The organism is Streptomyces sp. HmicA12 (assembly GCF_000373565.1).
Lineage (GTDB): Bacteria > Actinomycetota > Actinomycetes > Streptomycetales > Streptomycetaceae > Streptomyces.
The window spans coordinates 542269-566501 of sequence record NZ_KB891798.1 but is presented as its reverse complement, the minus strand read 5'-3'; the positions used below and the strand labels follow the sequence as shown (position 1 = coordinate 566501).

Annotated in this window: 24 protein-coding genes; 16 read left to right on the top strand and 8 right to left on the bottom strand. The window is 70.3% G+C overall.

Features of this window, described 5'->3' with window-relative positions:
- Nucleotides 1-8: 8 nt before the first annotated feature.
- Complete coding sequence (locus B072_RS42585; protein WP_018529126.1) at nt 9-251, bottom strand: hypothetical protein; 243 nt, start codon at nt 249-251, stop codon at nt 9-11.
- A 463-nt stretch (nt 252-714) separates the two neighbouring features.
- Here B072_RS42585 and B072_RS0106465 point away from each other — a divergent pair, with 463 nt between their 5' ends.
- The 3 genes from B072_RS0106465 (at nt 715) to B072_RS49755 (ending at nt 2686) form a co-directional block, all read left to right on the top strand.
- Nucleotides 715-1242, top strand: a complete 528-nt coding sequence (locus B072_RS0106465; RefSeq protein WP_018529125.1) for a hypothetical protein — start codon at nt 715-717, stop codon at nt 1240-1242.
- Nucleotides 1243-1307: 65 nt separating this feature from the next.
- The gene (locus B072_RS42580) at nt 1308-1667 is read left to right on the top strand and encodes a hypothetical protein (RefSeq protein WP_018529124.1); all 360 of its coding nucleotides are present in this window, start codon (nt 1308-1310) and stop codon (nt 1665-1667) included.
- A 260-nt stretch (nt 1668-1927) separates the two neighbouring features.
- On the top strand, nt 1928-2686 hold the full coding sequence (locus B072_RS49755) for a hypothetical protein (protein ID WP_324603818.1): 759 nt from the start codon (nt 1928-1930) through the stop codon (nt 2684-2686).
- Here B072_RS49755 and B072_RS0106455 read toward each other — a convergent pair.
- Nucleotides 2574-3314: a class I SAM-dependent methyltransferase gene (locus B072_RS0106455; RefSeq protein WP_018529123.1), complete on the bottom strand. Its 741-nt coding sequence runs from the start codon at nt 3312-3314 to the stop codon at nt 2574-2576. The two genes, B072_RS49755 and B072_RS0106455, sit on opposite strands and share 113 nt — an antisense overlap.
- A 298-nt stretch (nt 3315-3612) precedes the next feature.
- On the opposite strand from B072_RS0106455, the gene B072_RS45430 reads away from it, so the two are divergent.
- From B072_RS45430 to B072_RS0106440, 3 genes are all read left to right on the top strand, one after another.
- On the top strand, nt 3613-3963 hold the full coding sequence (locus tag B072_RS45430; RefSeq protein ID WP_018529122.1) for a hypothetical protein: 351 nt from the start codon (nt 3613-3615) through the stop codon (nt 3961-3963).
- Nucleotides 3964-4447: 484 nt separating this feature from the next.
- A complete protein-coding gene (locus B072_RS0106445; RefSeq protein ID WP_018529121.1) occupies nt 4448-6034 on the top strand; it encodes a cation acetate symporter in 1587 nt (528 codons plus the stop codon).
- Between the two features lie 209 nt (nt 6035-6243).
- Entirely contained in the window at nt 6244-7011 is a 768-nt protein-coding gene (locus B072_RS0106440; RefSeq protein WP_051127110.1) for a phosphotransferase, read from the top strand.
- A gap of 348 nt (nt 7012-7359) precedes the next feature.
- On the opposite strand, the gene B072_RS46265 is transcribed toward B072_RS0106440, so the two are convergent.
- The 3 genes from B072_RS46265 to B072_RS0106430 form a co-directional block, all read right to left on the bottom strand.
- Nucleotides 7360-7770, bottom strand: a complete 411-nt coding sequence (locus tag B072_RS46265) for a hypothetical protein (protein WP_078506311.1) — start codon at nt 7768-7770, stop codon at nt 7360-7362.
- A 133-nt stretch (nt 7771-7903) separates the two neighbouring features.
- Nucleotides 7904-8551: a dihydrofolate reductase family protein gene (locus B072_RS0106435; RefSeq protein WP_026245513.1), complete on the bottom strand. Its 648-nt coding sequence runs from the start codon at nt 8549-8551 to the stop codon at nt 7904-7906.
- A gap of 881 nt (nt 8552-9432) precedes the next feature.
- Entirely contained in the window at nt 9433-10350 is a 918-nt protein-coding gene (locus B072_RS0106430; RefSeq protein WP_026245512.1) for a LysR family transcriptional regulator, read from the bottom strand.
- Nucleotides 10351-10486: 136 nt separating this feature from the next.
- Between B072_RS0106430 and B072_RS0106425 the strand changes: the two genes are divergently transcribed.
- The 10 genes from B072_RS0106425 (at nt 10487) to B072_RS0106380 (ending at nt 20786) form a co-directional block, all read left to right on the top strand.
- Nucleotides 10487-11488: a fumarylacetoacetate hydrolase family protein gene (locus B072_RS0106425; RefSeq protein ID WP_018529117.1), complete on the top strand. Its 1002-nt coding sequence runs from the start codon at nt 10487-10489 to the stop codon at nt 11486-11488.
- A complete protein-coding gene (locus B072_RS0106420; protein ID WP_018529116.1) occupies nt 11485-12447 on the top strand; it encodes a cyclase family protein in 963 nt (320 codons plus the stop codon). The genes B072_RS0106425 and B072_RS0106420 overlap by 4 nt, the downstream gene beginning before the upstream one ends.
- A gap of 36 nt (nt 12448-12483) precedes the next feature.
- Complete coding sequence (locus B072_RS0106415) at nt 12484-13629, top strand: FAD-dependent oxidoreductase (RefSeq protein WP_018529115.1); 1146 nt, start codon at nt 12484-12486, stop codon at nt 13627-13629.
- Nucleotides 13626-14630, top strand: a complete 1005-nt coding sequence (locus tag B072_RS0106410; RefSeq protein WP_018529114.1) for an amidohydrolase family protein — start codon at nt 13626-13628, stop codon at nt 14628-14630. The genes B072_RS0106415 and B072_RS0106410 overlap by 4 nt, the downstream gene beginning before the upstream one ends.
- Before the next feature lie 5 nt (nt 14631-14635).
- Nucleotides 14636-15574, top strand: a complete 939-nt coding sequence (locus tag B072_RS0106405) for a VOC family protein (protein ID WP_018529113.1) — start codon at nt 14636-14638, stop codon at nt 15572-15574.
- 87 nt (nt 15575-15661) lie between these two features.
- Complete coding sequence (locus B072_RS0106400; protein ID WP_018529112.1) at nt 15662-16633, top strand: fumarylacetoacetate hydrolase family protein; 972 nt, start codon at nt 15662-15664, stop codon at nt 16631-16633.
- Nucleotides 16630-17376 (top strand): SDR family NAD(P)-dependent oxidoreductase, encoded by a 747-nt coding sequence (locus B072_RS0106395; RefSeq protein WP_018529111.1) that lies wholly within the window; start codon nt 16630-16632, stop codon nt 17374-17376. Before B072_RS0106400 ends, B072_RS0106395 begins: the two co-directional genes overlap by 4 nt.
- Nucleotides 17377-17486: 110 nt before the next feature.
- The gene (locus tag B072_RS0106390) at nt 17487-18269 is read left to right on the top strand and encodes a CoA transferase subunit A (RefSeq protein WP_018529110.1); all 783 of its coding nucleotides are present in this window, start codon (nt 17487-17489) and stop codon (nt 18267-18269) included.
- Complete coding sequence (locus B072_RS0106385; protein ID WP_018529109.1) at nt 18269-18916, top strand: CoA transferase subunit B; 648 nt, start codon at nt 18269-18271, stop codon at nt 18914-18916. Before B072_RS0106390 ends, B072_RS0106385 begins: the two co-directional genes overlap by 1 nt.
- 331 nt (nt 18917-19247) lie before the next feature.
- Nucleotides 19248-20786, top strand: a complete 1539-nt coding sequence (locus B072_RS0106380) for a DHA2 family efflux MFS transporter permease subunit (protein WP_234018801.1) — start codon at nt 19248-19250, stop codon at nt 20784-20786.
- A gap of 97 nt (nt 20787-20883) precedes the next feature.
- On the opposite strand, the gene B072_RS0106375 is transcribed toward B072_RS0106380, so the two are convergent.
- The 3 genes from B072_RS0106375 to B072_RS0106365 form a co-directional block, all read right to left on the bottom strand.
- Nucleotides 20884-21345, bottom strand: a complete 462-nt coding sequence (locus B072_RS0106375; protein WP_018529107.1) for a VOC family protein — start codon at nt 21343-21345, stop codon at nt 20884-20886.
- A gap of 127 nt (nt 21346-21472) precedes the next feature.
- Nucleotides 21473-22630 (bottom strand): ROK family transcriptional regulator, encoded by a 1158-nt coding sequence (locus B072_RS0106370; RefSeq protein WP_018529106.1) that lies wholly within the window; start codon nt 22628-22630, stop codon nt 21473-21475.
- Nucleotides 22631-22726: 96 nt separating this feature from the next.
- A complete protein-coding gene (locus tag B072_RS0106365) occupies nt 22727-24226 on the bottom strand; it encodes a glycoside hydrolase family 36 protein (protein ID WP_018529105.1) in 1500 nt (499 codons plus the stop codon).
- Nucleotides 24227-24233 lie beyond the last annotated feature (7 nt).

The following is a 24233-nucleotide window of genomic DNA, read 5'->3' as shown; positions in this document are numbered from 1 at the left end:
GACAGGCCCTAGCGGGGTGGACGGCCCTCGTTCCTCGGCGGCGTCCGTTTCACCCGGTTCGCGGTCAGGACACAGGCGAGGACCACGACCATGAAAGCCGAGAAGGTGATCTTCACGGCGCCATCGCCGTCGACGATGCGCAGTACCAGGAGGCCGATGCTGAGGATGAGCATCGGCCAGCACACCTTGGGGACCCAGGTGGCGCCTGGCTCGCTCCAGGACGGAACTTCGTGCTCCCGCGGCTGCTGCATGAGTGAACCTCCTGGGCACGCGGATGCCCTGTCGGCTGCGCGGCATGCACAGCGGCCGGGCATGATGGGACGGCGCGACGGGCTCCAATGGCATCGGCGTCCTAGTGCCGTGATTTGGCCGAGCCGAAGGGTCCGCACCGGGACGGTTCCCCTTGCTGCGTCTGCCGATTCGTCTCCCGGGCACCAAGCCACCAGCCCCCGGCGCACACCCTGCCCATGGCCCCGTTCTCCGGCCACGGTCGGCGCAGGACGGACCTGGTGCTACTCGACCCGCAACTCGGTTGGTGCGGTGGCCGATTGCGACAAGATCGGCGCCAGTTCGCGGCGCATATGCCAGAATTCCTGCCGCAGGTCGCCGCCGCTCCCTTGCGGCAGCGACGGTGCCTGCGCCTTGCCTGACAGGGCAGTTGATGCACCTGCCTGCACACAGCACGCCCACACCGGACGATGGAGGATCAGACGTGTGACCGGCTCGCTGGTCTGTCCCGGAGCTCAATGGCTGGCCCACTGCCACCCCAAGCCAGGCCGGGTCCACGAACAGTGGGAGCAGGACACCTTCACCGCACTGATCCCGGTGGGTATCCGTTTCGATGTCCTGCGCGTGTCGCAGCCACTCGGCCTGACACTGCTGTGGGAGCTGGGCCAGGACGCCGAGAAGATACCCGTCCTCGAAGACCACACCCCGCCCCGGCCGGCGTTCTGCTTCCTCACCCGGACCGGACACCTCACCACCTGGCCACCAGCAACGGACGCCATCGTGCTCGCCCGTGGCGACGAACTCGCCGTCCCCTCCCCCGCGGCCGACGCCATCGACGGCGTCCAGCACCACAACCTGCTCTGGCGCACCGCCCCCGACGGCAACGGCCACGTGGCCGATCCTGAGACCCTGCACAGCGCACTCGTCCGCGCCCGCGACCCCCAGCGCCAAACCGCGCGCATCCGCGCCGCACACTCGGCCTTCTGGAGCTCCCGCCAAGCACGCGGCACATGACGAGGCGCCCGCGACGCACCCACCCGACTACGGGCCGGGGCACCAGCCAGGAGTAGCGTTCCGGCATGATGCCGGCGCTGCCCCGATTTCCGCCGCACCCGATACGCGGTGTGCGGGTGCGTCACCAGAAGCAGAACTGTGCCCCGCAATTCGCTGTGATCGAGGTGGATTTCGAGCCCGCAGACGAGGGTTTCCGTTTCGAGGTTGCTCGAGAGCTGGCGGTCGAGTTCAAACCTGCCGAGGATCTACCACGCTTTTCCGCCGCGGCCGCCGCAGGCATCGAGGAACAACTGAACGTGCACGAGGGTACTTTCATGATCGCCACACGGGTGGTGCTCCGGAGCGCACACGCCGATCCCTTCGGCTCCAGCGAACTGGCCTTCAGAGTCGCGGGCTACCTCGCTGCTCGTAAGGCTCTGGAGTGAAACCCCCGGTTCCGGAGGCGCGTTGGGCGATTTCGAGGTCGATGCCGAGGCTGGCGGGGTGCTCGATGAAGTATTTGTGGTAGCCGTTGTCGGCCCAGGCTCTGCTCAGGCCAGGGGGCGGTCGGCAGCGACCTCGTCCAGCAGGATGCGGTCGGAGGCGGAATCCTGGACGCCGGCCGCGATGACCAGGACCGCCGGAGCAGGCCGGGGGTGTCGGTGATGAGCTGCGCCGGCCTCCGACGATCTTCTTGTCGGCGTCGATGCCCCGTGTCCTGACGGGCACCGATGTGGAGGCCTTCACGCTCTGCGCGTCCATGGCACCGGCCGAAGGTTGCCGGTCCTTGCCTTCCTGTGCTCGCGCCGACTCGCGCAGCAGGCCGTTGAGCTGGGCAGGCTCCCGGGGTGCTGGGGTGCGGCATGCCGCAGCGGTCCGGCAGGGGGAACTGGCAGGCGCGGGAGGACTCAGAGACCGGAGCCGCTGCTCGTGCAGCACACGGCAACCGGCAAGGGCACGGGCGAAGCCCACGAAAAGCATCATGGCGACGAACTCATCCGTCTTCGACGAGGCCCGCGACGAGATGGCACGCGCCCTCAAGCAGCTGCTCAACGCGGGCCTCGAGGCGGGACTGCTACGCGACGACGTCAGCGGCCGGATCGTCCTGCGGGCACTCGGAGGCAGCTGCGGCATGCGCGCCACCGGCCGGCAGGACGACGCCCGTCACGTCGCGGCGATCCTCTGCGACGGCCTACGCCACACGCCCGCCACGTCCACCACGTCCACCTGCACCCTGCCTCACCCGCCCAACCACGACGCCGACCAGGGGTGGTCGGCGGATGGCACGTGGGACAGGACCTTTCCAGGGCCAACCGAGGAGGGGATATCTTCACGTCTTGGTGCGGCTGTGCCTACGGTTTATGGGTTACCCAGAGCATTTCTGCCGGCCAGCGGTGTGCCCAGTCAGGCGGGTCGGTTTCGTTGTAGCCGTTGGCTGTTCCGGGGTCGGGCCGCGGCTCGATGAGGTCGTCGATGACGAGACCTGCTCCACGCATCACCTTGATCCAGTCGCCGTAGGTGAGCTGATAGCTGGACGCATCGTCGCCTTCGGCGATGGTGTTCAGCCCGAAGTAGTCCTGCTGCAGCGTCGTGGTTACACGGCTGGCGGCTTCGTCGTAGCAGGCTTCGAACCATGGGCTGGCGACGTTGAACACCAGGCGCCCACCGCGGCGCAGGATGCGGGCGGCCTGCGGGACGGCCAGGTGCGGGGGCGCCCAGCTGAGCCCGCCGAAGTCGCAGAACACCAGGTCGAAGCTGTCGGCGGCGAAGGGGAGGTGTTCGGCGGCGCCTTGCACCAGCGAGTAGCGGGCCGATCCCATCGTGCGAGCTGCCGCGGCGAGCTGGGCTTCGGACAGGTCGAGACCGACCACGGTGGCACCCTCAGCGGCGAGCGCACTGGACCACTGACCGGCGCCGCAGCCGAGTTCGAGGACGCGCTTGCCTGTGACGTCGCCCAGGGCGTGCAGGTGCGCGTCGGGGATGGAGTACATGCCCCACAGCCGGGGTGTGGCGCCGATCTGCGGGTCGTGCTCGTGCTGGTAGGCGCTGCTGATCTGATTCCAGAACTGCCGGTTGGCAGAAATGCTGTCCACGCGCCGACTCAAACACTGCCTGCCGGGGGCGGTCAACACGATTGTGCTGCGACTGGGAAGGTTCACCGGTGCACGAGTGTCCTGTCTGACTGCCGATGCGATCGGGGGAACGATCGACCGATCCAGAGTCAGGAGACGTGGTGACAGCGCGGGTTCAAGTCCGCAGGATCGCCCGACCAGGAAGGGCAGAAGCTGCAGCAGATCGTCCGGCGGGGCAACGCGAACAGCGTGCGCCGCCAAGGACGGCGGAGGCGGAACGTACTTCCTGTGCGGTTCTGGCGGCGGAGAGGACCGACCCGTGTTGTTCGCCGACGCCGAGGGATCTGCCGGAATCGTCGGCGCCTACCTCCGCGACGCGCTGCCGCTGTTGGCCGTACTGCCCTGTGCGGAACAGGCACTGAATCCGGAGAGGCAAGGCCGCGCCGTGGACGAGGCGATGTTGCTGGAGCTGCGAGAGCAGGAGGACGAGGAACTCGGCGAAGCGGCAGACATGGACGACCTACCCGCGCGGCGCGCCGAGTTTCTCGAGCGTCTCGGACTGTCCCTGCCGCCACTCACCGAACTGCTGGTCCAGGCCCGCAAGGCTGCCGCCCTGGACCCCTCGTACGTTCTCCTCAACATGCAAGGCGATGCCTACCAACAAGCCTGACATGCCCGCAACGTTGACCGTCAGCCGCTGGCCCACCATCGGGAACCTACGGCTCGAACCGCTCCCACCGCTCCACCTGAACGACGCCAACGGCACCTGATCGATGGTGGCGGGCTCGAGTGAGGGCGACGTAGGCGAGGAGGTGGGCTTCGTCGATGCCGCGGGCGGTGGGCGTGGTCCGCAGGCGAACGTGCGGTCACGGCGCGCGCTCAAGTCTCCCGACAGGTGGACGTCCTACTCCGCTAAGTTGCGCGGCGACCACCACAAGTTCAGGGTTTGTACAGCCGCACAACACCGCTTCGGCTTTGCTGTGCGGGCGCCTCCGGAACGCCCTCTCCCCTGTACGTGTCGTCCGAGCGGCTGATGCCATGCCCGGCATGTCCTCTCCCGCATCTCGTGCAACTCGGACTCCGACTCCGAATCCGCCTCCCCTCCGCATCACCCTCACCCACCGTCGGGGTCCGCTCGCACGGGAGCACCGGCCGTGACCGGCGGCGACGGACAGTCGTTGGCCGTCGTGGTCTTCCTCGGCTTCGTCGCCGTGTCGCTGCTGCTGTGCGGGCTCGCGGCGGCTGATCTGGACGACCCCGAGCACTTCTACGCGGGAGGCAGCGCGGCCTTCGGCCCAGTCGGCGGTGGGCTCGCCATCGCCGGTGACTACATCTCCGCGGCCACCTTGCTCAGCACCACGGGGGCGGTCGCCCTCGACGGCGCCGACGGCATGCTCTTCGCCGGTGCCACGGTCCTGTCGCTGTTCCTGGTCATGCGGATCCTGGGGGAACCCCTGCGCCGCGCCGGTGTGTTCACCCTGGGCGACTTCCTCGCCGACCGGCTCGACGACCCGTCCGTACGCAGAGCGCTGGGTGTCGCGAGCCTGCTCGTCCTCACCCCGCTGCTCCTGGTGCAGCTCACCACCGCCGGACGCATCCTGGCCGCCATGTTCGGCCTCCCCGACGGCGCGCTCACCGGGTGCACGGTCGCGGGCGGTGCCCTCATGATCGGCTACGCCGCGTTCGGGGGCATGCGCGGCGTCGGCTACGTACAGATCCTCAAGGTCGGCGTGGTGCTCACCGCCCTGTCGCTCCTCGCGGGGATCGTCCTCGCCCGCTACGGCTGGTCGCCCCTGGCCCTCGTGGATGCCGCCCGCGACCGCTCAGAAGCCGGCGCCGGATACGTACGGCCGGGCCTGCACTTCGGCCCCTCCCTCGCTGGCCGCCTCGACCTGATCAGCTTCCAGGCCACTTTGCTGATCGGCGCCGCCTGTCTGCCGCACCTCACCATGCGCCTGCACCCGCTCAGGGACGCCCTCACCGCGCGGCGCGCCGTGGGCTGGGCCGTCGGCCCCGTCGCGGTCGTGTGTGCCGGGGTCGTCGTGGCCGGTCTCGGGGCCTGCGCCCTGATCGGCCGTGACGCGATACGGGCCGCCGACCCCGGAGGAGCGACCGCCCTCCTCATGGTGACGGGCGCTCTCGACCCCGCTGCCGGGGGCGCGCGGCACAGCATGCTCTTCGCCATCGTCGCGTGCGCCGTCTTCGCGACCACCCTCGCGGCCGTGGCGGGCATCACGCTCGCCGCCGCCTCCAGTCTCACCCGCGACCTCAGACGATCCGCTCACAGGGCCAAGAACCAGTCGGCCGCCAGGGAGATCCGGCGGGCGCGCCTGAGCATCGTGCTCGTCGGAGCCGTCGCCGTCGTCCTCTCGGCCGCCCTCGCCGACCGCGGCACGCTGCCCTTGATCTCGCTGTCGTTCTCCGTCGCGGCCTCGGTGCTCGCCCCGGTCCTGTTGTACGCGCTCTTCCTGCCGGGTCACTCAGCCACCGGTGTCCGTTGGACCGTCTACGGGACCATCCCCCTCATCGTGCTCCTGCTGGCCGGTTCCCCGGCCGCCACCGGCACACCCATCGCGGTCTTCCCCGACCACGATCTCCACTGGTTCCCGCTCCAGACCCCCGGGCTCATCACCATTCCCGCCGGCTTCCTGCTCGGACTCGTGGGCCGCACGCGCTCCGGGACGGCTCAACAGCGCGCCTGGCGAGGCCGGGTGGCGGTGAGCCACGGCAAGATCGAGTGACCGTCCCGGACATCGGCGCCCCGTGACGAGCGGTACGTGTCAACCTGGGCACGGTCGCGTTGTCCCGGCAACAGGCGCCCGGGCGCGCCCCAGCGAAAGTCAGACCGGTAAGGGCAAGAGGCTGTTCACGGGGTGGCCGATCCGACGGTAGCGTGATCGACGTGACGGCTGAGGGCGAGGCGGCAGAGGGCGAAGCACTGGTCGGCGGGATGATGAACTCGGGCGCGGTCGTCCGTCACGGAGCCCTGGTGGAACGCCCGGCGCCGGGCACTGCACGCGCCCTTCACGCCCACCTCCTCGCGCTCGAGGAGCACGGCTTCGACGGGGCACCCACACCGGTCCGTCTCACCGCGGACGGCCGTGAGCAGTTGACCTTCATCCCTGGCGATGTCGCCCTACCACCGTTCCCGCACTGGGTGATGACAGAGACCGCGCTGACATCAGTGGGAGACCTGCTGCGGCGCCTGCACGAGGCCAGCGCGTCCATCGCGGTCGCCCCACGCGTCGAGTGGCCCCGGTCCCTGGCCGACCCTGAGGGTGGAACGATGCTGTGCCACAACGATGTGTGCCCGGAGAACGTCGTCTTCCGCGACGGCCGTGCCGCAGCCCTGATCGATTTCGACCTGGCGGCACCCGGCCGGCCGCTGTGGGACGTCGCGATGACCGCTCGCTACTGGGTTCCCCTGCTCGATCCCGCGTCCGCGGCAGCCTTCTGTCCCGCAGGGCTGGACGTTCCGAAGCGACTGCGGATCCTCGCCGACAGCTACGGCCTTTCCCCGCAGGAGCGCGCTGAACTGCCCGCCGTCATCGAACAGGCCACCGCGTCCTGCCGGGCCTTCGTCGCGGATCGAGTCGCCGACGGTGACCCCGTCTATATCCAGGCGCTGGCCGAGCGCGATGGTTGGCAACGCTGGGACCGCGTCCAGGGATGGCTGGTGGCGCACCGCGCGACGCTCACCGCCGCCCTACTGGGCTGACGGTCAGGTCGGCAGTCGTACGTGAGCCGTGAGGCTCCGTCGGTGCACCGCGGGCCCCTTGGGGGTCAAGGATGTGGTGTGAGCGGTGGTTGGGGGCGCAACCGAGGCCGCGAGGGTCTGCTCATGACGCCGCGAACGGGAGACAAGTTCCTCATCGGCGAATCCGCTCGCCGACTGCACTTCGACAAGGCGTACGCGTAGGCGCCGTAGCCGGCGTCATCGGCCGAAGGGCGTGCCCGCGGGCGCGAGGCCGACAGATCCGCGGTGGGCAGGGCAAGGGCTGTGCAACTGGGCTGACCGCTGATCACCCGCGTACCAGAGGTGCCGGGGCGGCCGTCGGTGCCGAGTTCAGCGCACAGCCGCGCCGACGAACAGTCCGGCACGTCCTCTTGACGCCGGTCGACGGCCCGACTGCAGCACCTGCACCAACACCAGGACGCCTCCCGTCGCTGCCCCTGCCGCTCCCATGGCCAGAAAACCGCGCGACGAGCGCCAGGACAACACCGACCAGCGCGACTGCGCCGAGAACAAGGAACCCGTACTCAGCCACGACCCGGTCGAGATCAATGACAAGGACGAGCCGACCGAGCCGACCGAGAGCGCGCTCCCGATCGAGCCGACCGACAGAGCCGATCCAACGGACCCGATGGACAGAACCGAACCCACCGAGCCGATCGACAACACGGAATCCTGCGACCACAAGGAGAGCACTGAACCCGAGGAGGAACGACGAACCGACGACACCGGCAGCTTCGGCATAAGGCCATTCTGCCCGCCGGACGCCCGGTCCGGTCCGCCACTTGAAGACACACACTCACCGCTCGCCGGCTACAGAGTCCTGAAGCGGACGCCCCCCTCGCAGCCGCGGCCTGAACTCAGGTGGGGCCCCTCGTCACCTTCGCCAGAACAGGTGGTGCGTCACGCCGCTCGGGCTGGGCACGACCTCCAGGTGAAACCCGTCGAGCAAATCGTCAGGAGACTCCCACAGACGCAGTCCGGACCCGAGCTTCACCGGCGCGACCGCCACATGCAGGGTGTCGACGAGACCGGCATCAAGGAACTGCCGGACGGTGGTGACCCCGCCGCCCAGCCGCACGTCCTTGCCCTGCGCCGCTTCCCGTGCCCGTTCGAGGATCGCGGCCGGGCTGCCGTCGACGAAGTGGAACGTGGTGTCGGAGAGCGTGAACGACGGACGTGTGTGGTGGGTCATGACGAACACCGGAGTGTGGAACGGGGGCTCCTCTCCCCACCAGCCACGCCACTCGTGGTCGTGCCAAGGCCCGCGCTGGGGCCCGAACTTGTTGCGGCCCATGATCTCGGCGCCGATGTTGCGCGGGAAGTCGCGCGTGAAGTAGTCGTCGAGGCCTCTGCTCCCCCCGGAATCCGTACGCATGGGCCAGCTCGCCGTGGCGCCTGCCCAGGCGAACAGCCTCGCCGGGTCGATGGCGTGGCCGAACGGACTCTCGAGACTCTGGTCCTCACCGGCACCGATTCCGTCACTCGAGACGGTGAAGTTCATGACTCTCAGCAGTTGATCCACGTGTGTCCTCGTCAGTCCTGTCGCGTCATCGTGTGGCGAGGCGCCGCACATCATCACGTCGAACGGGACATGGACGGATCGACAGCGCCCCACAACCTTTTTCAAGACGCACCAGAGAAACGGCCCGGGCGACGCCCCCCGGCGCCACCACCCGTCCCTCCACTGCGACCGCAGACCACCGACCCGGCGGACCTACGTGGTCAGAGCACCAGCCGGGCCAGGTGAGGGCCAGGACGGACAGATGATGCAGGGGCCGCGGATCTCGGGCCGGCCAGAACTGCAGCAGGAACCGTTCCACTCCGTGCGGCACCGTCAGTTCGGCCAGCCGCGCCACTTCGCGCTGCCCGGCCGCGTACACCCCACACTCGTCAACGACGTGATCGAGGTCGCCGACCGCGACGCCCTGAGGCCCCGGCACGTCCTCACCGGGCGCACCGGCCCACAATCCGCGCCGTTCACCGACCACCCGGCCGAGACGCTCGCCTCACTCGACCCGTCTCTCCGAGCTACAGGCCTCCTGGGTCCTACCCGGTCATGGCAGCCCTTGGCAGGCAACCCCCGCGCACGTGTGCGAGGCGGTCCGACGGGCTGCTCACCAGCGCCTCCACCTCCCGGCCCCGCCCCACAGGAGTTGCCCCCCTCACCGGCCTGCCCGGCGGTCGAGGCCGTGCACGGCCCGGACAAGCTCGTCCACGGCGTCGCAGGACGAGCCGGGCTCCGGGCGCGCCGGCGTCGAGCCGCGCTCCGCGAATTCCCGCCCGTCGGCGCTGCGCGGATCCGTCGTCAGTGGGCTGACCGGGGCGCCGCACCGGACACGCCGCCCGCATCCCCTCTCCCGGATGCCTGACGGAGCTCCGGCCTTCCGCGCCTCGGCCCAAGGGTCATGCGCCGCTAGGCGGTGACAGCCTCGATCCGACGCGCGCCGCGGTCTCCCGCAACCAGATGTGAGCGGCGTCGTGCGTGTGCACCGGATGCCACCACAGGGCCTCTTGCAGGGGAACCGCCTCGTAGGGAGGATCCAGGACCCGCACGGGGGCGATCGGCGCGAGCAGGCGGGCGAGGCGGGCCTGGATCATGGCGATACGCCGGGTGCCTGCCACGAGCAGTGGCAGCAGCTGGAAGCTGTCGACGGAGACCTCGACATGAGGCTCGACCCCGAGCATCCCGAGCTGGCGTACGGCCGGTGCGTCGTACGTCCGCTGGTAGGTGACCCACGGCAGCTCGGCGAGGTCCTGCCGGGTGAGCCGGTCGGTGACGGTCGGGTGGTCGTCGGCCACCACGAAGACCCACCGGTCGTCGTAGAGGTCGGTGCTGGGGAAGTCGCTGATGACGCCGTACGGCATGAGCAGTCCGTCGACGGCGCTGAGCAGGGTGGCGGTGTCGTCGACCACGGTGGGCGGGGTCTGCGCGAACCGCAGGCGAATGCCGGGGGCCTCCTCGTGGACGACGCGGGCCAGTTCGGCGCCGAACACGGAGACGGCGTAGTCGGAGGCCAACAGCTTGAACTCGCGGATCTCCCTGCCCGGATCGAAGTCGGCCTGGCTGGAGAAGAGGCGCTCCAGAACGTCGTACGCGGTCGAGGTGCGGTCGAGGAGGACCTGGCCGAGCGCGGTGAGTTCGTAATGGCCGCCGACGCGGGCGAGCAGGTCGTCGTCGAAGTGGCGGCGCAGGCGGGAGAGCGCGGCGCTCATGGCGGGCTGGCTCAGCCCGACGCGCTGCCCGGCGCGGGTCACGTTGCGCTCCTCCAGCAGGGCGCGCAGGGCGACGACGAGGTTGAGGTCCAGGCGGGCCAGATTCACGGGATTTCCCTTGCTGTACGGCATCAGGCGACGCTGACCAGGGAAAATCCGTGTGATGGATGTCGACCATCCACACAATCGATTTCCCTGATCGCTCGCGGCGGGTCCAGATTAGTCCCATCGCCATCAGGAGGACATGTCCGTGAAACCTGCTCCCGCATCCCCGCTCTTCGCCGGCCCCTTCGCCCTCGCGACGCTCTCGGCCGCTGACAGCCCGGCGTTTCCCGCGCTGGTCACGCCCGACGAGTTCGTCCTCGACCTGCGTACCGCCCTGGGCGACGACCGGTTGACGATCCGACAGCTCCTGGAGGACTGGGCAGCCGTTCTGCCACGGTTGCGCGCGCTGGCCGGTGACGACGCCGTGGCCCGCAGGCCGCTCGCGGAGTTCCGGGTACACGCTCCGGTCGCACCGCGGCAGGTCTTCCAGTCCGGCGCCAACTACCGCCAGCACGTCATCGACCTGCACGTCGCGCACCGTGCGCCCGGTGACGACCGTCCCGACGAGGAGCGGCGCGCGGAGGCCGCGGAGATCATGGACCGGCGGGCGACAGAGGACCTGCCCTACGTCTTCATCGGCCTGCCGAGCGCGATCACCGGACCGTGCGACGACGTCGTACTGCCCGGCTGGGCCGAGAAGCCGGACTGGGAGCTGGAGTTGGCGGCCGTCATCGGCAAGCCCGCCCACCGGGTGTCGGTCGAGGAGGCTCTGGAGCACGTCGCCGGGTACACGATCGCCAACGACCTCACCGACCGTGCGACCGTCTTCCGCCGGGACATGCCGCAGATCGGCACCGACTGGCTGCGCAGCAAGAACGCGCCGGGATTCACCCCGCTCGGGCCCTGGATCGTGCCCGCCGAGTCGATCGCCGACCCCGGCGACCTGCGGCTGGTCCTGAAACTGAACGGCGAGACCATGCAGGACGAGTCCACCAAGGACATGATCTTCGATGTGGCCCGCATGGTGTCCTACGCCTCACAGACCGCTCAACTCCTGCCCGGCGACCTGGTGTTGACCGGATCGCCCGCCGGAAACGGCATGCACTGGGGGCGACTGCTGCGCGACGGCGACGTGATGGACGGCTCGATCACCGGCCTCGGCGCGCAGCGCACCCGGTGTGTGGCGGAGGTGGCGTCGTGATCCTGGACCGCAACGACCCCGAGGGCGCGATCGCCGAGGCCGCCACGTCGTACTCGAACTGGGGGCGTTGGGGCGAGGACGACCGGCTGGGCACCCTCAACTTCCTCGACGCGGCCAAGCGCCGCGAAGGGGCCGCGCTCGTGCGTCGCGGCGTGAGCTTCTCGCTGGCGCAGCGGTTCGACATGGACGGGCCCCAGAAGGGCTGGCGGCGCCGCACCAATCCGGTGCACACCATGCTCGACACCGGGACCGACGCCGCCCTCGGCAACCAGGGCTTCCCGCACGGGCTCGGCGGCGCCGACGACGTGATCGCCATGCCCCTGCAGTGCTCCACCCAGTGGGACGGGCTCGGCCACATCTTCGACCACGGCAAGGCATGGAACGGCCGTCCCGCCGAGAAGGTCGTCACCTCCGAGGGCGACCTCGTCACCGGCATCGAGCACATGGCCCCCCACGTCGCCGGACGCGGCGTCCTCCTCGACGTGGGCCACGTCGTGGGCGAGGACGGCGAACTCCCCGACGGCTTCGCGATCACCGAGGAGCATCTGACGGCGACCGCCGAGGCGCACGGCGTGACCGTCGGCCGCGGCGACCTCGTGCTCGTGCGCACCGGACGCCTCGCCCGAGCCCGGCGCGAGGGCTGGGGCGAGTACGCCGGCGGCCCGGCACCCGGCCTGTCCTTCACCACGGCCGGCTGGCTGCACCGTGGCGAGATCGCCGCGATCGCCACCGACACCTGGGGCTTCGAGGTCCGCCCGAACGAGTTCGAGGACGCCTTCCAGCCCCTGCACCAGGTCGCCATCCCCAACATGGGCCTGCTCATCGGTGAGATGTGGGACCTGGACGCACTCGCCGCCGACTGTGCGGACGACGGCGTGTACGACTTCTGGCTCACCGCCGCTCCCCTGCCCATCACCGGCGCCGTCGGTTCCCCCGTCAGCCCCGTCGCCGTCAAGTAGCGCCTCACCCTCCTTGAGGAACAAAGGAGTTCCCGCATGAGCACACCCCGCACACCCCGCACGGTCCTCGTCATCGGCGGCGGCGCGGCCGGCAACGCCGCCGCGATTCTGCTGCGCCGCGCCGGAATCACGGTCGACCTGATCGAGGCGAAGGACGACTGGAACGCCACCGCAGGCTCCGGCATCACCCTCCAGGGCAACGCCCTGCGCGTCCTGCGCGAACTCGGCGTGTGGGAGCAGGTGGAGCAGTCCGGCTACGGCTTCGACGCGGTCGGCATAGCCGCTCCCGACGGCACCGTCCTGCACGTCGCCGAAGACCTCCGCACAGGCGGCGACGACCTGCCCGCCACCGTCGGCATGCAGCGCCCGCAACTGCAGCGGATCCTCATCGACGCGGTGCGCGCCAGCGGCGCCACCGTCCGCCTCGGTGTCCGCGCCACGTCCCTGGACCAGTCCCCCGGCGCAGACAGCGTCACCGCCCGCTTCAGCGACGGCGCCGAGGGCCGCTACGACCTGGTGATCGCCGCCGACGGCATGGGTTCCACCACCCGCGCGGCCATCGGCATCACGGACAAGCCCGAGCCCACCGGCATGGCCATCTGGCGCATCGCCGGACCCCGCCCGGCCGGGGTGACCCGCACCGATCTCGCCTACGGCGGCCCCGCCTACATCGCCGGCTACTGCCCCACCAGCGAGAGCACGCTGTACGCGTACGTCGTCGAGGCCAACCGCGACCGCGCCTCCATCCCGCCGGCCACGTACGCCGACGAGATGCGGTCCCTGGCACGGCACTACGGCGGCCACTGGCCCGAGATCACCGCGCACATCACCGACCCGACGCAGGTCAACTACACCTGGTTCGACCGGATGCTGGTCGAGGGGGCCTGGCACCGAGGCCGCGTCGTCCTCGTCGGGGACGCCGCCCACTGCTGTCCGCCCACCCTCGCCCAGGGCGCGGCGATGTCCCTGGAGGACGCCTGGGTCCTCACGCAGTTGCTGACCGCGGGCGACGCCTGGGACGACGCCCTGTTCCAGGCGTACTACGAGCGGCGGATCGCCCGCGTGCGGCCCGTCGTGGAGGCGTCCGTGCAGCTGGGCCAGTGGCAGCTCGACGGGGTCCGTGACGCCGACGTGCCCGGCCTGATGGGCCGCACCATGACCATGCTGCGGGAGCTGCCGTGACGACGACACCGCCCACGGTCGACGTGCACGCCCACGTCCTGCTGCCCGAGATCGAGGCGCTGGTGGACGGCCTGCCCGGTCTCGCCGAGGCGAAGGCCCTGGACGCCCGGCGCAACGGACCGGCCGCGCTGAAGGTCAACGGCCCGATGATCGGCGAACGCATCGCCCGGCTCACCGATCCGGCCGTCCGCCTCGCGGCGATGGACGCCCAGGACGTGGACGTCCAGCTGGTCAGCCCTTCCCCTTCTCACTACCACTACTGGGCCGACGAGGAGACCGCCGAGAAGGTGTACCGGCTCGCCAACGAGGCGACCGCGGCGCACTGTTCGGCCGCGCCGGACCGGCTGCGCGGCCTCGGCCTCGTACCGCTGCAGCACCCCGGACATGCGGTGCGCGCGCTCGACCACGCCCTGGCACAGGGCCTGTCCGGCGTCGAGATCTCCAGCCACGCCCCCGGGCGCGAACTGTCCGACCCGGCCTACGAACCCTTCTGGGCCAGAGCGGAGGAGACCGGCGCGATCGTCTTCCTGCATCCCTTCGGCTGCACCCTCGACGAACGCCTCGACCAGTGGTACCTGTCCAACACGGTCGGCCAGCCCACCGAGAACGCCGTCGCCCTCTCCCACCTGATCTTCTCCGGCGTCCTGGACCGCCACCCGGCCCTCACCCTCGTCGCGGCGCACGGCGGCGGCTACCTTCCCACCCACATCGGCCGCTCCGACCACGCCTGGGAGACCCGCTCGGACGCCGGCGCCGGCTGCGCCCACCTGCCCAGCAGCTACCTCAGGCGGATCTGGTTCGACTCACTCGTCCACGACCCGCACGTCCTGCGGGAGTTGGTGCGCGCCGCGGGTGCGGACCGCGTCCTCCTCGGCTCCGACTTCCCCTTCGACATGGGCACCGACGACCCGCTCGGCGCGCTGCGCGCCGCACGTCTGCCCGACGCCGCATTCCACGCCGTCCGCGGCGGCAACGCGACCGCCCTCCTCCGGAAGGACTGATCCCCATGAGCGGACGTCTGCTCACCCACCTGCGGCACGTCGACCTCGCCGTGCCGGACTACGACAAGCAGCTCGACTTCTACGCGGGCGTCTGGGGCCTGACCAAGGTCGCCGAGGACTCCGGCATCTCCTTCCTCGCCGCCGAGGGCAGCCCCGAGCAGTACGTCGTGCGGCTGCGCAAGGCCGAGGAGAAGCGCCTCGACCTCGTCTCCTACGGGGCCGCATCCCCTGCAGACGTCGACACCCTGGCTGAGCAACTCCTCGCCGGGGGCGTGCAGTTGATATCGCGGCCGGGCACGGTCGACACCCCCGGCGGCGGCTACGGCTTCCGTTTCTTCGACGTCGACGGGCGCACCATCGAGGTCTCCGCCGACGTCGAGGTGCGCCGACACCGCAGGATCGAGGAGAAAGAGGCCATCCCGGTCAAGCTCTCCCACGTCGTCCTCAACTCCCCCGATCTGAACCGGACCCGGGAGTGGTACGAGCGTCATCTCGGCTTCGCCCTGTCCGACACGCTGTCCTCACCGCACATGGGCGAGGTCATGCACTTCATGCGGATCAGCAACCAGCACCACTCCATGGCCATCGCACAGGGCCCGCACACCGCCCTGCACCACGTCTCCTTCGAGATGCGCGGCCTCGACGAGTACATGCGCGGCTCAGGCCGGGTGATGCGCGCCGGATTCCGGAAGATCTGGGGCCCGGGCCGGCACATGGCGGGCGACAACACGTTCACGTACTTCCTCGACCCGCACGGCAACACCGTCGAGTACACAACGGAGTTGGAGGTGCTGGACGAGGACACCTGGCACCCGCACGTCTACGACTTCTCACAGCCCGAGGTCACCGACCAGTGGGGCACCGCCAACGCGATGAACGAGCTCGTGGCCAAGGAGTCCTTCAACGACCCCGACCGCGGCGTGTTCATCGCCCCGCCGGTCTGATCCCACCCCCGGTTCCGGGGGCGCGGCGGCCCTGTCCATGCCCTGACTCACCCCGCGCCCCCGGTGCCGTCGCACCAGGAGTCCCCCATGCGATTCGCCATGTACGCACACCAGCACCGCACCCGCGTCGCCGTCGTCGAGGAGGACGGCACCCTCTTCCCGCTGCCCGGCGCCGCGTCGCTCACCGAGTTGCTGCGTTCCGGCAGCGGCCTGTCCGGCCTTCTCGACGCCGGATCCGCCGCCCTCGACGTGCCGCCCGGTCAGCACGTCTCCCAGGTGCGGCTGCTGCCCCCGCTCCAGCCGTCCTCCGTACGGGACTTCGTCGCCTTCGAGGAGCACGTCGAGGGCGTACGGCGTTCGGTGGACGGTGCCAGCGGCGTCCCCGACCAGTGGTACGCCGCGCCCACCTTCTACTTCACCAACCCGCACGCCGTCTACGGGCCCGACGACGCCGTCCCGATGCCGCCCGGCTCGGCCGTCCTCGACTACGAGCTCGAAGTCGCCGCCGTCATCGGCCGGGAGGGCCGCGACCTCACCCCCGAGCAGGCCCGCGACCACATCATCGGCTACACGATCTTCAACGACTGGTCGGCCCGAGACCTCCAGTCCGCGGAGATGAAGGTGGGTCTCGGCCCCTGCAAGGGCAAGGACACCGCCACGACTCTCGGCCCGTATCTGGTCACCGCCGACGAACTCGACCCGTTCCGCGACCGTGACGGCTTCCTGCGCCTCGCCCTGACGGCCGAGGTCAACGGCCAGGTGATCGGCAAGGACCTGCTCTCCAACATGAGCTGGACCTTCGAGGAACTGGTCGCCTACGCCTCACGGGGCACCCGCGTCGTCCCTGGCGACGTCCTCGGCTCGGGCACCTGCGGCAACGGCGGCTGCCTCGCCGAGCTGTGGGGACTGCGCGGCGAACAGACCCCGCCACCCCTCAAGCCCGGTGACACGGTCACGCTCACCGTCGAAGGCCTCGGCTCCCTCTCCAACACCGTCACCGGCGGTTCGGCCCCGGTCCCGCTCCCGGCGGGACGGCGACGCACCCGGGAGCGTCCGTGAATCCGAAGCGCCTGCTGGGCAAGGTGATCGTCGTCACCGGCGCGGCGCGCGGCCAGGGCGCCGCCGCGACCGAGGCGCTCACCCGCGAGGGCGCCCGCGTCATCGCCACCGACGTCACCGAGGCCCCGGGCATCCGCCCGCTCGATGTCACCGACGAGGCACAGTGGGCCCAACTGGCCGCGGAACTAAGGGAGTCGTACGGGCACGTCCATGGCCTGGTCAACAACGCGGGCATCACCTGGCGGGCCCGCCTCGACGAGATACGCGCCGACGACTTCGCCCGCGTCCACGCCGTCAACGTCACCGGCCCGCTCCTCGGCATCCAGCACCTCACCCCGCTGATGCCGCCCGGCGCGTCGATCGTCAACGTCGGCTCCTCCGCCGCCCTCACCGCGCACTACCCGGTCGCGTACACGGCCGGCAAATGGGCCTTGCGCGGCCTGTCGAAGACCGCCGCACTCGAACTCGGGCCGCGCGGCATCCGCGTCAACACCGTCCATCCGGGCTTCATCGAGACCGAGATGACCGCGTCGGCCGCGCCCGCCTTCCGCGAGAGCAACCTGCGCGAGACCCCGCTGGGCCGCACCGGAACGGTCGACGAGATCACCCCGCTCGTCACGTTCCTGCTGTCGGACGACGCCTCGTTCATCACGGGCGCCGAGATCCCCGTGGACGGCGGCTACACCGCACACGGCGGCGCCAAGTCGATCTCCGACGCCCTGCGTGCGGAAACGGGGACATGAGCGGCTGATTCGGCGTCACGCTCCGCGCCGAACCCGGGTCGGCATCGACAGCGGCCGACCGTGCCGCACGGCCCGTCCCACCCGAACCACCGAAAGGATCCAGAACCACCGTGGACAAAGTCATCGGCAGCGCCGCGGAAGCGGTCGCCGACATTCCCGACGGCGCCACCCTCGCCGTCGGCGGCTTCGGCCTCTCCGGTATCCCCGCCACCCTCATCGACGCCCTCCACACCCAAGGCGCAGGCGCGTTGAGGGTCGTCTCGAACAACTGCGGAGTCGACGGCCACGGCCTGGGTGTCCTCCTCTCCGCGGGTCGCATCGCCCGTGTCACCGGCTCCTACGTCGGCGAGAACAAGGAGTTCGCCCGCCAGTACCTCTCGGGGGAACTGGAGGTCGAACTCACCCCGCAGGGCACCCTCGCCGAGCGCCTGCGCGCAGGCGGCGCGGGCATCCCCGCCTTCTACACCCCGGCCGGCGTCGGCACCCAGGTCGCCGCCGGCGGACTGCCCTGGCGGTACGCCCCGGACGGCACCGTCGCCGTGGCCTCCCCGCCCAAGGAGACCCGCGACTTCCACGGTCGGCCCCATGTCCTGGAGCACGGCATCACGACCGACTACGCCCTCGTTCGCGCCTGGCGCGGAGACCGCCACGGCAACCTCGTCTTCCGCCGCGCCGCCGCCAACTTCAACCCGCTGGCGGCCATGGCCGGCCGCATCACCGTCGCCGAGGTCGAGGAACTCGTCGATCCGGGCGAGCTGGCCCCCGACGCCGTCCACGTCCCCGGGATCTTCGTCCAGCGGATGGTGCGCCTCACGCCCGAACAAGCCGCCGCCAAGCGGATCGAACACCTGGTGACTTCCGCGTCCTCGACACGAGAAACGGTGAGCTCCTGATGCCCTGGACCCGCGACCAGATGGCCGCCCGCGCCGCCGCCGAACTCACCGACGGTTCCTACGTCAATCTCGGCATCGGCCTGCCCACCCGCATCCCCGGCCACCTCCCGCCCGGAGTGCACGTCGTCCTGCACTCCGAGAACGGCATCCTCGGCACCGGCCCGTACCCGACCGAGGACGAGGTCGACCCGGACCTGATCAACGCCGGCAAGGAGACCGTCACGGTCCTGGCCGGCGCCGCCTTCTTCGACTCCGCGCTCTCGTTCGGCATGATCCGCGGCGGACACATCGACACCGCCGTACTCGGCGCGCTGCAGGTCTCCGCCCGCGGCGATCTCGCCAACTGGATGATCCCCGGCAAGATGGTCAAGGGCATGGGCGGCGCCATGGACCTCGTCCACGGCGCCCGCCGCGTCATCGTCCTCATGGACCACACCGCCAAGGACGGCACCCCCAAGATCGTCGAGGGCTGCACCCTGCCCCTCACCGGCGAGGCGTGCGTGCACCGCGTCATCACCGACCTCGGCGTCCTCGACATCACTCCTGCCGGTCTCGCCCTCGTCGAGGTCGCTCCCGGCACCACCGTCGACGACGTCAGCCGCCGCACGGCAGCACCGCTCCGCCTGGACGGGCTCGCAGCCATCTGACAGAGGAACATTTCCGATCCCTGCGGGTGCCCTTGAGAGAGGCGGCCGCCGGCAACGGGCCGCACGCCCTGCGTGCTTCCCCACCGGCACGGACCGCGCCGTTGAACACGACGGTCGCACCTCAACGCCCGCGCCGGCGCGGCGTCGTGTCCTCGGCGAACCCACGCCGTAGCCCCCCAAGAGAATGATCCACCGCAGTGATACGGTCCTGCTCGATAATGGGTCCATCTGTATGTAGGACCACAGTTGTCCGTTGTGAGTGCGGGGGCACGTCGGTCGAGTTCAGGGCGCTTCGCCACGGCGGTCACCCCTCTTCAGCGGTTACGAGACGGTGGACGGGCGCGGGCGAATCAGGCGGTGCCGTCCTTCCCTGAAAGGTTGCGAAGTGACCACATCACAACGGACCGAGAGCAGTCCTCCCGAGGACAAATCCGGCGCCGGGCTGGACCGCGGAGTCCTCCTCGTAGCGGGCGTGATCGTGCTCGGCGGCATCATGTCGATCCTCGACATCACGGTGGTGTCGGTCGGGCTGCAGACGTTCCAGAAGGAGTTCAGCGCGACCTCGGCGCAGGTGGCCTGGACGATGACGGGCTACACGCTGGCTCTGGCGAGCGTCATTCCGCTCACCGGCTGGGCCGCCGACAGGTTCGGCACGAAACGGCTCTATCTATTGGCGATCGTCCTTTTCGCCGCCGGCTCCGCCCTGTGCGCGGCCGCCACCTCCCTGGAGATGCTGGTCGCGTTCCGCGTCCTGCAGGGACTGGGCGGCGGCATGCTGATGCCGCTCGGCATGACGATCCTGACGCGTGCCGCCGGCCCCGAGCGGGTCGGCCGCGTGATGGCGGTGCTCGGGATCCCCATGCTGCTCGGGCCGATCTTCGGTCCCATCCTGGGCGGTTGGCTGATCGATTCCGCCTCTTGGCACTGGATCTTCCTGATCAACGTGCCCGTCGGCGCGATAGCGCTGATCTACGCGGCGAAGGTCCTGCCCAAGGACCACGTACAGCCGTCGGAGACCTTCGACTGGTTGGGCATGGTGATGCTCTCTCCGGGACTGGCGACGTTCCTGTACGGCGTCTCGACCATTCCTGAGTCCGGCACCGTCTGGGATGCCGAAGTGCTCGTACCCGCCGTCATCGGGCTGGTGCTGATCGCGGCGTTCGTTCCGTGGGCGCTGAACCGGCGGAACATTCACCCGCTCGTCGACCTGCGCCTGTTCCTCAACCGGGACATGAGCATCTCGGTGATCGCCATGTCGCTGTTCGCCGTCGCCTTCTTCGGCGCCAGCCTGCTCTTCCCGCTCTACTTCCAGCAGGTCCGCGGCGAGTCCGCGCTCGACTCCGGGCTCCTCCTCGCCCCGCAGGGCATCGGCGCGATGATCACCATGCCGATCGCCGGAATGCTTGCCGACAAGATCGGCCCCGGCAAGATCGTGATGACCGGCATCGCGGTGATCACCGTAGGCATGGGCATGTTCACCCAGCTCACCGCCGACACCTCGTACACCTACATCATCGCGGCGCTCTTCGTGATGGGCCTCGGCATGGGTGCCTCGATGATGCCCATCATGGCCTCGGCATTGGCCACGCTGAACGACCAGAACGTCGCCCGAGGGTCGACGCTGATGAACATCGTCCAGCAGGTGGCGGCCTCCATCGGCACCGCCCTGTTCTCGGTGCTCCTCACCAACGGCCTCAAGAACAACATCGATCCGACCGATCCCGGCGCGATCAAGGATCAGATGGGCGACGCCTACGCCGCGGTGTTCCTCGTGGCGACCATCCTCATCGCTGTCTGCCTGATCCCCGCCGCCCTGCTGCCGCGCAAGAAGGTCAAGGCCGCCGATCCCACGGTGCTGGTGGGCCACTGAGTTCCTACTTCTTGGGCGGGAGGGGCCACTGGCCGCGCTCCCCCGGCCACCGGGGCCAGAGATACCCGACCTGGCCCCGGTGGCCGCGGGCTGCCGGTCAGTGCGGGCCCGACAGAAGCTCGGCCAGCCGGCTTTCGATCTCCTCGACCGTTACGTCCCGCACATGTTGGTCGAATGCCCAGCGGTGACCGGACGGGTCGAGCACCTCACCCGTGCGGATCCCCCAGAACGCGTCGTGAACCTCTTCGCTCACGGTGGCACCGGCGGCGCGGGCCTGCTTCATGGCCTCGTCGGCGTCCTCGACGCCGAGCCGGTAGGCGGCCGCAGAGGTACCGCTCGTGGACGGGCTGGCCAGCGGGGTGCCCGGTACGGGCGCGGCCATGGCCACGGGCAGACCGCGCACATCGAGGTCGACGGTGGCGATCGCCCCGTCCGGCAGCCGGAGAACGCGGGTCACCCTCGCGCCCAACGCCGCTTCGTACCAAGCGATACTGCGCTCGACGTCGTCGACGACGAGGTGCAACGCGAAGCCGGGGACGGCCTTGCCTGACGTGTTCATCTCTTCCTCCGCAGCGGGTGGAACGAGCTCCGACACTTTCAGAGAGACGACAGCACAGCGCCCTGAAATGTGAGGCGTGGCGCCGGGTGCCACTGACCACCGCCCCGCGCCAAAGAGAGTATGCGGGCTACCCCTCCGGCGCGGCCGGCGCCGCCAGACCGTCGGTGAGCAGGCGCTGGTCGACCTCGTCGAGGGCCAGGCGAACCGCTCCCAGCGCCACGCCCTCGTCGCCGAGAGTGGAGGTGCGCAGCTCCGGCAGGCGCAGGCAGTGCTTGGTGAGTTCTCTGCGCAGCGGGTCGAGGACGACGTCCGCCGAGCGGGAGAAGCCTCCGCCGTAGACGACGACTTGGGGGTCGAGAGCGAGGACCAGCGCCGCGACACCCACCGCGAGGTCACGGGTGTAGCGGCGCACCGCCGTCTTCGCGTCCCGGTCGCCGTCCCGGGCGGCCTGGAACACCCAGGCCGCCGCTTCGCCCGGCGCCGCCGTCGCGGGGATGCCCGGGCAGGACTCCAGGTGACCGGGTGCGCTGAGCCAGCGCACGGCTTTTAGGGCCCCGATCTCGCCCGCGGCACCGCCGTAGCCGCGGCGCAGGGTGCCGTCGAGGATGAGTCCGGCGCCGGTGCGCAGCCCGGCCAGGAGGAAGACGATGTCGTCGGCGTCCTGCGCGACGCCCTTCCAGCGTTCGGCCACGGCGGCGAGCTTGCAGTCGTTCTCGACCTGGACCGGGCAGGTGAAGCGGGTGCGCAGGTGCGCGACCGTGTCGGTGGTACGCCAGCCCGGCAGCGGGGTGAACAGGGTGGTGCGGCCGGTGGCGTCGACGGGCCCGGTCACCGCGACCGTCACGGCCCAGATGTCGGCCGGGGCCATCCCGGCGCTGTGCAGCACTTCGTCGATGACCTCGTCGACCGCGGTGAGCCGCGCTTCGGGCGCGGCGTCCGGATCGACCGGGCAGCGGCGGGACTCCAGCAGGTTGCCCTCCAGATCACTCAGCATCACGAGGATCTTGTGTACGCCGATGTCGATGCCCAGCACATGCCCGGCGCGGGCCCGGAAGCGGAAGCGGCGTGCCGGGCGCCCCACCACGCTGCTGGCACCCGGCTCCTCCACCTCCGCCCAGCCGTCGGTGACCAGGGCCTGCACCAGGACGTCGACGGCCGGGCGGGACAGCCCGGTGCGGCCGGCCAACTCCGTGACGGTGGCGGGTTGTTTCCCGCGCAGCGCCCACACGATGGACAACTGGTTCATCTCGCGCATCCGGGACAGGTCTGTTCCGGTCGTCGCCATCTTGGTGCTCCCTGTGGGGGTTGCCTTGCCCGCCGCCTTAATAATGCTGCGCAGTTTACTAATTCCTCCTCTCTGCCGTACCCACGACCGCGCGGATCACGCGATGGGATACAGCTGCTGCGCGTCGGGATGGACGGCGGGCGTGAAGTCGACCTCGCGTCCGTCGAGCGCGAAGCGGTAGCGCCCGAGTCTGCGGGACTCAGGCCGGGTCCCCAAGTACGCGGTCATTTCCTCCAGTTCGTCGGGGTGCAGCCATCCGGGCGGATCGGAGACGGCCCGGAATCCGCAGATGTCGGCGAGGTCGCGCAGCCACCGCTGCTGTTGCTCGGTCAGCAGGTTGAGGCGGCTGCGGAAGTAGACGACGTCCGGGTCGACCTCGAGCAGCCGCGACTGCCACAGCCGGTGCAGCGTGTTGACGACGGCGTTGCGGGCGAGGGCGTCGGAGGGGTCCTGGGTGGCGTAGTGCTCCCACAGGGGTGCCACGTCGGGGCCGCTGCGGATGCCGTCGAGCAGTCCGAGCGACGGCAGCAGCGGAGCGCCGCTGCCGAGCAGGTAGGCGTCAGGGCCCGCTTCCTCACGGATGATCTCCAGGCCGGTGCGGTATGCCTCCTCCCGGCCCATGTCGACGTGGCGCGTCCCGGGAGCCGCGCCCGCGCCGATGAAGTCGGCCTTGAGGTAGGTGAATCCCCACTGCCGGCACACCCGGTGGATCGTCTCGCGCAGATGGTCCTGGGCCGCGGGGTGGGCCAGGTCGAGGGCCCAGTAGCCGGTGCCCCAGTTGTGTCCGGCGACCACCGGCTCACCCTGCGCGTCGCGGAGCAGTATGTCGGGCCGTTCCCGGGCGGTGCGGGACCGGGGGTGGACGATGAACGGGGCGATCCACAGTCCGGGGCGCAGGCCCGCGTCGGTGATCCGGTCGGCCAGCGCCCGCATTCCGGAGGGGAACTTGGCGTTCGGCTGCCAGTCCCCCACCGCCTGTTCCCAGCCGTCGTCGACCTGGACGACGTCGAAGGGCAGTCCGCGCAGTGCGGTGATGTCCTTGGTGAGCTGTTCCTCGGTGATGTTCTCGTAGTACGCGTACCAGCTGCACCAGACGTTGCCCGCGTGCTTGTCGCTGTGCCCGAGGCGCTCGGCGAGCTGCCGGGCGTAGGCGCCGAACACCTCCTCCTCACTGCCGTGGGCGAGGAACCAGGGGGCTCCCCCGCGCTCGTACCATCCGGCGAGCGAGTCCCGGTCGGCGGTGAGGCGGGGTATGTCGAGGCCGAGCGCGCCCAGCAGGAGCACCTGTCCGTCCGGCCCTTCGAGGGCTGCGACGGCCGACGAGTGGTGGCGGGCGGGGTCGTCCCACACGGTGTCGTCGGCGGTCAGGCGGCGCTCGGCGCCGGCGATCCGCAGCGGGGCGTCGGACAGGCGCCGCCAGCCGCACGGGCTCCAGGAGTTGTGGCCGTGCCGGTAGAAGAGTGCGTCGCCGAGGCCGTGCAGGAGGGCGACGCGGCCGGGCGGCAGCAGCAGTCCGCCGTCGACGGGACGGGGCGGGGTGTCGTCGTCGAGTTCGGCGGCGACGGTGTGCGCGCCGAGGCGCAGGAGCTGGGCCATGGATCTC